At 45.5% G+C, this 8,642-nt stretch carries 1 protein-coding gene; it reads right to left on the minus strand.

Translation table 11 applies throughout. The features are described 5' to 3' along the window. Positions 1 to 26 precede the first annotated feature (26 nt). Positions 27 to 8,642, minus strand: an 8,616-nt coding sequence (locus tag ACG59Z_RS04135; protein WP_400198006.1) for a BapA/Bap/LapF family large adhesin, incomplete at its 5' end; no start/stop codon positions are given.

Below are 8,642 nucleotides of genomic sequence, written 5' to 3' on the forward strand. Positions count from 1 at the left end.
CTCTTTTTTATTTGGTTAATTATCTATTAATAGATAATTTGACCATTGTTGAGAAGATCATTAAGCGTTAATGATGTTCTAGCTTGATCCAAATGAATCGTCAACAATTGCGTACTTGAATAAGTTAAACCTAAGCCATCACGGTCTACACTAATGGTGGCATTTTGTGTGGCAGCGTCATAGCTTACAGATACATATTGACCAATGGTTAAACTGTTTGGATGAGTAACTAACAAGTTACTAATATCGATCTTATCAGCTTGACTATCAGTTGCTGTATTACCCACATGGAAATCAGTCCATGTATCTACACCACCTGCAGTTGTATTACCACCTGTTGGGTTGTTTACACCAGCAGCAGTCAATGTGTTGTAAATCAAGGTATCCGCGCCATTACCGAGCGTAAATGTATCATTTGCTCCTGTACTAACAGCTAGGCTATTCAACTCTTGACTTAAGTTGATGGTTAATGTGCTAGTTGACTCCGCACCAGTCACCGATACGAGTTTGTAGTTAATCGTATCAATCGTAGCATTTGCCGCAGTATCAAGAGCTTTATAGTAGTACGAACCATCATGGTAGAGATACAACGTACCTTCGCCAGTATTGATCGCCTGACCAGCAGCAATTTGGTAATTTCCTGGTGTAACTTCAACATATAGTTGAGAAGCAGCTGAAGTATCTGCAACTCCACCAGTTGTGTCGCCTAACAAGATATTGCCGTGAATCCAATCTGTTAAACCATCAGGTGTGTATTGATCTAGATGTGTAGCTTTTGTAGTTACTACAGAATCTAGAGTCACAGTTCCTAAAGAAATCAGACTAGATAAACTAAATACCACTCGATAAGTACCAGCAGATAAGTGAGATACGTCAGCTGAGTATGCTGGTGCACCTAAAACTCCTGCCAAGGCTGTCGCAGAACCTGAGTAAACAGTATCTACCCATGTTGCACCAACCAACTGCTGGATTTTATAACCAGTTGTTGGAAGAGCCGACAAGCTTAATGATGCCGTATAGTCTAACTGTACATGAACATCACTTACCGTATTAGCAGCAATAACGAATTGGTTCGAAGTCACTGTACTGCTTAATACAGGTAATGGTGGGAAGCCTGCAAGGTTACCAATAGTGACTGTGCCACTTGGTACATCAGCAACTGCATCAGTCACTTGTTTCATACTAACAGTTGCATGATTAATATCAGCATTTGCTACAGGTAACGGAATTACCGCATCTGCACCAGGGTTAGCATTGTTCCAAGTGATATTCACATCTGGAGAACCAATTTGAATATGCAATGTTGCTGTGTCTGTTCTACCAGTTACAGGGTCCGTCACTGTATAGGTAAAGCTATCAACTTTTCCTATATTTTGTGTGTTCGCTGTAGCTTGATAACTGTAAGTACCATCAGCATTAATCGTTAAGGAACCATAAGCACCCACAATAACTGTTGATGAACCTACATTCACAGCCGATGTATTACCTGTTTCAGAAGACACAGAAGTCACAACTGTCGTAGTCGTAATATAGTCTGGCGTATAGTTTGGTCCATATACAGCCGAGTTGTCGTCTGAAAGAACATTGCCTGTAACCGGAGTTACAACCAAGTTAGGTACTTGCGTAATATCACCATTATTCAAAGTAATACTTGCAGTGACACTACCTAGAGCAGTTAGAAGCGTATTGCTTTCCATAAATAGCTCATAGCTACCAGAACCTAAATTATCAACTTTGAATTTCACTTCAGAGCCGAAGATACCTAATAGGTCAAGCACACCAGTATTCGCGCTATCTGCAATTACTGTACGAGTACCGTCTGGATTTACTCGTGTTAATACCACATGTAAACCATCAACAACTGTAGCTACTGAACCAAAGTTAACCGAGATGATAGCTTCAGACACATGTCCTTCAGCTACATTAAAAGTTGCTGTACCTTGTTTAGAACCAACAACAACGCCACCAACACCTAACAACCAGCTATAGCTAATCGCGTTATTAAGAACTTGTTGTGTAGTCGGGTAAACCATATCAATTGCTGCTGAAGCAACGTTATCCATTGCATCAACTGGAACATGACCTGTAATAACCGCAGGTTGTGATGGATCTGCTGCATTCCAAGTCATAGCAACCTTGTTACTATCCAAGTGGACATACAAGATAGCTTGAGATGTATTACCTGTTGCTGGGTCTAGTAACGTATACGAGAACTGATCCACTTTACCAAGGTTGAGACCATCTGCATTTGGTGTATAGGTATAATTACCATGTTGATCAATGACTAACGTACCGTAAGTACCAGTGATTGTAGTTGTACCCGTCGCATTAACAGCATTTCCGTTCACCGCTGAGATCACTGCATTATTGCTTGCAGCATCTACTGCACCATTAATACCTGCATCTTTGATGACGTTACCAGAGATCGGATCAACTGAATATCCAGATACAACATATGGGTTATACACATCCATTGTACCTGTCAATGTACCACCAATACCCACACCTGCCAGACCACTGTAGCCCATGAATGCACGATATTGTCCTGGATCTAGCCCTTCAATGACTGCGGTTGGAGTACCTCCTATTAGAGATAAGCTAACTAAAGTCGCTTGTGGGTTGTTTCCGCCAATAGATACCCATTGTCCTGTTGCAGCATCATATTTTTGAACAACAATCGAATAGTCATTCAATACACCAGCGTTGAGTAAACCACTGAATGTAAATGTCGCGGTACCTTGACGGTCAGCATCTACATTAAATGCAACTGTTGGGTTACCAAGAAGTTGTAAATTTAGACCTGCTAACGATACTGCTGCTAAATAACTTGCACTACCAAGCGCTACATCATTCGCAACAAGTAAAGATTCTGGGTTAATTTCAGCAACTGCCAAGTTATCTGCAGCTTTAACAGAACTTAATTGAATGTTAAGTGCTGCTTGGGCTACATCACCAGTTACAGAATCTTTTAAGGTATATACAAAGTGATCGACTTGCCCAACTCCAGAAGCATTTTGATTTGGAGTATAAACGTATGAACCATCAAGGTTGATCACCAACGTACCGTATGTACCATTAATGGTTGTGCCATTAGCAAGAACAGGTTGGTTATTAACTTCACTCACAACTGTATTTGGAGTTACGACATCAGCTTGGCCGCTTGAGTTAATATCTACGATCACATTACCATCCGCAGTTTCTGTGTAGAAACTACCGATTTGAGTTGTATCATAAATATCCATAGTACCTGTTAAAGTACCGAGTAAACCAATACCTGCTAGACCGTTATAAGTCATGAACGCACGGTATTGTCCTTGCTCAAGCCCATCGATAACAACACCTGGTGTAGAACCTAATAAAGTCAGATGAAGAATATCTGCTTGACCACCACCATATATAGAAGTCCATTGACCAGTAGCTGTATCAAATTTTTGTACAACTAATGAGTAATCAGATAGAGCATTAACCCCAATTAAAGCACTGTAGGTGAATGTCGCATTACCTTCTTGATTTGCAGCTACATTAAAGTTAACCGCTTCAGAACCAAGTTGTAGGTTAAGACCAGCAAGTGATACAAGCGCCAAGTAAGTTTTGCTACCAAGAGCCGCATCATTTGCAATTTGTAATGGTTGTGGAGCCAGAACAGCCGTATCAAAGTTGTCATATGCAATGATAGAAGAACTTGCAATTGTATAACTTTGGGTAGCTTGCAAATTACTACTGTTGCCAGCAGCATCCGTAAAGGTTGCTTTTGCATCAACTGTCAAATCAGTATCAGCTACAAGCTGGCTACCAGGTACACCTATTGTCCATGTTCCACTTACTGGATCTACTACAGCTGTGTAGTCTGTGCCATTAACGTTAACAACAACCGAAGTAATAGTTGCATCAGCAGGAATAGTCACCGTTCCAGTAATATTTACTGTTCCTGCAGTCTCAACCGGACTAAGGACGTTATCACCTGTAATCGGATTAATCGCAATTGCAGCTGTATTGATGTCTGGTGGCGTAGTATCCACAGTTACTGTGACATCAGTAGCATTATCGACATTGCCTTGTGCATCTACTGCTTGTGCATGGATAGTCACTGGGCCGTCTGCAGTTACTGCGATTGCTGCTGTGATATAACCATTGCTCAAGTCAGTTGCATTAACAGTGTAGTTGGTGCCGTTAACGTTTACGACCGTACCTACCGCTGCATCTGGACCTAATCCTACACGGGCATTAAAGCTACCGTCTGCGCCAAGTTCTGATGCATTGATGATGCCATCAATGTTTAAGTCATCCGGTACTGTGATCGCACTAATCAAATCAGCTGGTATGGTATCTACAGTCACAGTGACATCTGTTGGGCTGCTGATATTACCTTGCGCATCCACTGATTGGGCATGAATGGTGATTGGACCATCCACTGTCACAGGAATGGCTGCAGTGATATAGCCATTGCCAAGATCAGTCGCATTGACAGTATAGTTAGTGCCGTTAACGTTTACGACAGTACCCACCGCCGCATCTGGGCCCAACGCTACACGGGCATTGAAGCTGCCGTCTGTACCCAATTCTGATGCATTGATAATGCCATCAGTGTTTAAGTCATCCGGTACTGTAATCGGACCAAGTAAGTTCGCTGGTAGCGTATCTACTGTCACGATGACATCTGCCGGGCTGCTGATATGACCTTGTGAATCTACTGCTTGGGCATGGATGGTAATTGGGCCATCCGCTGTCACAGGAATTGCTGCAGTGATATAGCCATTCGTCAAGTCAGTCGCATTGACAGTGTAGTCAGTGCCGTTAACGTTTACGACAGTGCCCACCACTGCATCCGGACCCAACGCAACACGGGCATCAAAGCTGCCGTCTGTGCCAAGTTCTGCTGCATTGATAATACCGTCACTATTTAAGTCATCCGGTACTGTAATCGGGCCAAGTAAGTTCGCTGCCGCAGTATCTACAGTCACCACCGCACTGCCAGTGCCCACATTACCTGCAGGGTCGGTTGCTGTCACAGTCACAGTGTGTGGACCATCGGTCAACACTGGAAGCGTATTGTCTGCAAGTGTCCAGCTACCATTGCCATTGTTCACCGCAGTATAGTCCACACCATTTACAGTCACCACAACTGTCGCAGTTGGATCGTTCACTGTACCTGTTAATTCAGGTGTACTGTCATTGGTGGTTACATCACTTAACGCAACTGTTGGTGCAGTAGCGTCTAAAGTTACCGTCACATCTGCTGGACTGCTGATATTACCTTGCGCATCCACCGCTTGAGCATGGATGGTGATTGGACCATCTGCTGTCACAGGAATTGCTGCGGTGATATAGCCATTGCCTAGGTCAGTTGCATTCACTGTGTAGTCAGTGCCGTTAACGTTTACGACAGTACCCACCGCTGCATCTGGACCCAACGCAACACGGGCATTAAAGCTACCGTCTGCGCCAAGTTCTGATGCATTGATGATGCCGTCAGTGTTTAAGTCATCCGGTACTGTGATCGCACCAAGTAAGTTCGCTGGAGTTGTATCTACAGTTACAGTGACATCGGTAGGACTGCTGATATTACCTTGCGCATCCACCGCTTGAGCATGGATGGTAATTGCACCATCTGCTGTTACAGGAATCGCTGCGGTGATATAGCCATTCGTCAAGTCAGTTGCACTCACTGTGTAGTCAGTGCCGTTAACGTTTACGACAGTGCCCACCACTGCATCCGGACCCAACGCAACACGGGCATCAAAGCTGCCGTCTGCGCCAAGTTCTGCTGCATTGATGATGCCATCAATGTTTAAGTCATCTGGTACTGTAATCGGACCAAGTAAGTTCGCTGGAGTTGTATCTACGGTTACAGTGACATCGGTAGGACTGCTGATATTACCTTGCGCATCCACCGCTTGTGCATGGATGGTAATCGACCCATCTGCTGTCACAGGAATCGCTGCGGTGATATAGCCATTGGTCAAGTCGGTTGCACTCACTGTGTAGTCAGTGCCGTTAACATTCACGACAGTACCCACCGCTGCATCTGGACCCAATGCTACACGGGCATTAAAGCTACCGTCTGCACCCAATTCTGATGAATTGATAATACCGTCAGTGTTTAAGTCATCCGGTACTGTGATCGCACCAAGTAAGTTCGCTGGAGTTGTATCCACTGTCACAGTGACATCGGTAGGACTGCTGATATTACCTTGCGCATCCACCGCTTGTGCATGGATGGTAATTGGGCCATCAGCAACCACTGGGATCACTGCGGTGATATAGCCATTCGTCAAGTCAGTTGCATTGACAGTGTAGTTAGTACCATTAACGTTTACGACCGTACCTACCACTGCATCTGGACCCAACGCAACACGGGCATTGAAGCTATTGTCTGTACCCAATTCTGATGAATTGATAATACCGTCAGTATTTAAGTCATCCGGTACTGTAATCACTCCAAGTAAGTTCGCTGGAAGCGTATCTACAGTTACAGTGACATCGGTAGGACTGCTGATATTACCTTGCGCATCCACTGCTTGGGCATGGATGGTAATTACACCATCTGCTGTCACAGGAATTGTTGCGGTGATATAGCCATTACCAAGGTCAGTTGCACTCACTGTGTAGTCAGTGCCATTAACATTCACGACAGTACCCACCGCTGCGTCAGAACCCAACGCAACACGGGCATTGAAGCTATTGTCTGTACCCAATTCTGATGCATTGATGATGCCGTCAGTATTTAAGTCATCTGGTACTGTAATCGGGCCAAGTAAGTTCGCTGGTAGTGTATCTACTGTCACTATGACATCTGCTGGACTGCTGATATGGCCTTGGGTATCCACTGCTTGTGCATGGATGGTGATTGGGCCATCTGCTGTCACAGGAATCGCTGCGGTGATATAGCCATTCGTCAAGTCAGTTGCACTTACTGTGTAGTCAGTGCCGTTAACATTTACGACAGTGCCCACCACTGCATCTGGACCCAACGCAACACGGGCATCAAAGCTGCCGTCTGTGCCAAGTTCTGCTGCATTGATGATGCCATCACTGTTTAAGTCATCCGGTACTGTAATCGCACCAAGTAGGTTCGCTGCCGCAGTATCTACAGTCACAACCGCACTGGTTGTAATCACATTACCTGCTGGGTCGGTTGCTGTCACAGTCACGGTATGTGGACCATCGGCCAACACTGGAAGTGTATTGTCTGCAAGTGCCCAGGTACCGTTGCCGTTATTAACCGCTGGATACTCCACACCATTTACAGTCACGACCACAGTCGCTGCTGGATCATTCACTGTACCTGTTAATTCAGGTGTGCTGTCATTGGTGGTTACATCACTTAACACAACTGTTGGCGCAGTAGTGTCTAAAGTTACAGTGACATCTGCTGGACTGCTGATATTACCTTGTGCATCCACCGCTTGTGCATGGATGATGATTGGACCATCTGCTGTTACAGGAATTGCTGCGGTGATATAGCCATTGCCTAGGTCAGTTGCACTCACCGTGTAGTCAGTGCCGTTAACATTCACGACAGTACCTACCGCTGCATCTGGACCCAACGCAACACGGGCATTGAAGCTACCGTCTACGCCAAGTTCTGATGCATTGATAATACCGTCAGTATTTAAGTCATCCGGTACTGTAATCGCACCAAGTAAGTTCGCCGGAGTCGTGTCTACAGTTACTGTGACATCTGCCGGGCTGCTGATATGACCTTGTGAATCCACTGCTTGTGCATGGATAGTGATTGGACCATCTGCTGTCACAGGAATCGCTGCGGTGATATAGCCATTCGTCAAGTCAGTTGCACTCACTGTGTAGTCAGTGCCGTTAACATTCACGACAGTGCCCACCACTGCATCCGGACCCAACGCAACACGGGCATCAAAGCTGCCGTCTGCGCCAAGTTCTGCTGCATTGATGATGCCATCAATGTTTAAGTCATCAGGTACTGTAATCGCACCAAGTAGGTTCGCTGCTGCAGTATCTACAGTCACCACCGCACTGGTTGTACTCACGTTACCTGCTGGGTCGGTTGCTGTCACAGTCACAGTATGTGGACCATCTGCCAATACTGGAAGTGTATTGTCTGCAAGTGTCCAGGTACCGTTGCCATTATTGACCGCTGGATACTCCACACCATTTACAGTCACCACAACAGTCGCTGTTGGATCGTTCACTGTACCGGTTAATTCAGGTGTACTGTCATTGGTGGTTACATCACTTAACGCAACTGTCGGTGCTGTCGTATCGATAGTCACCACTGCACCTGTTATCCCCACATTACCTGCAGGGTCGGTCGCTGTCACAGTTACTGTATGTGGACCATCGGTCAACACTGGAAGCGTATTGTCTGCAAGTGTCCAGGTACCGTTGCCGTTATTGACTGCTGGATAGTCCACACCATCTACAGTCACCACCACAGTCGCAGTCGGATCATTCACTGTACCGGTTAATGCAGGTGTGCTGTCGTTGGTTAACACGTCACTCAAGGCAACGGTCGGTGCCAATGCATCTACAGTGCCTGTACCTGGTAATGATGGGTTACCTGCTGGGTCAGTCGCTGTTGCAGTCACTGTTTGACCATCAAGCAAGTCACCTGGGTTTGGCGCTGTCCACTTACCATCAGGGCCTGCAACTACAGTTGCTGTTGT

This window comes from Acinetobacter sp. ABJ_C1_1 (genome assembly GCF_044684115.1).
In the GTDB taxonomy this organism is placed as follows: domain Bacteria; phylum Pseudomonadota; class Gammaproteobacteria; order Pseudomonadales; family Moraxellaceae; genus Acinetobacter; species Acinetobacter nosocomialis_A.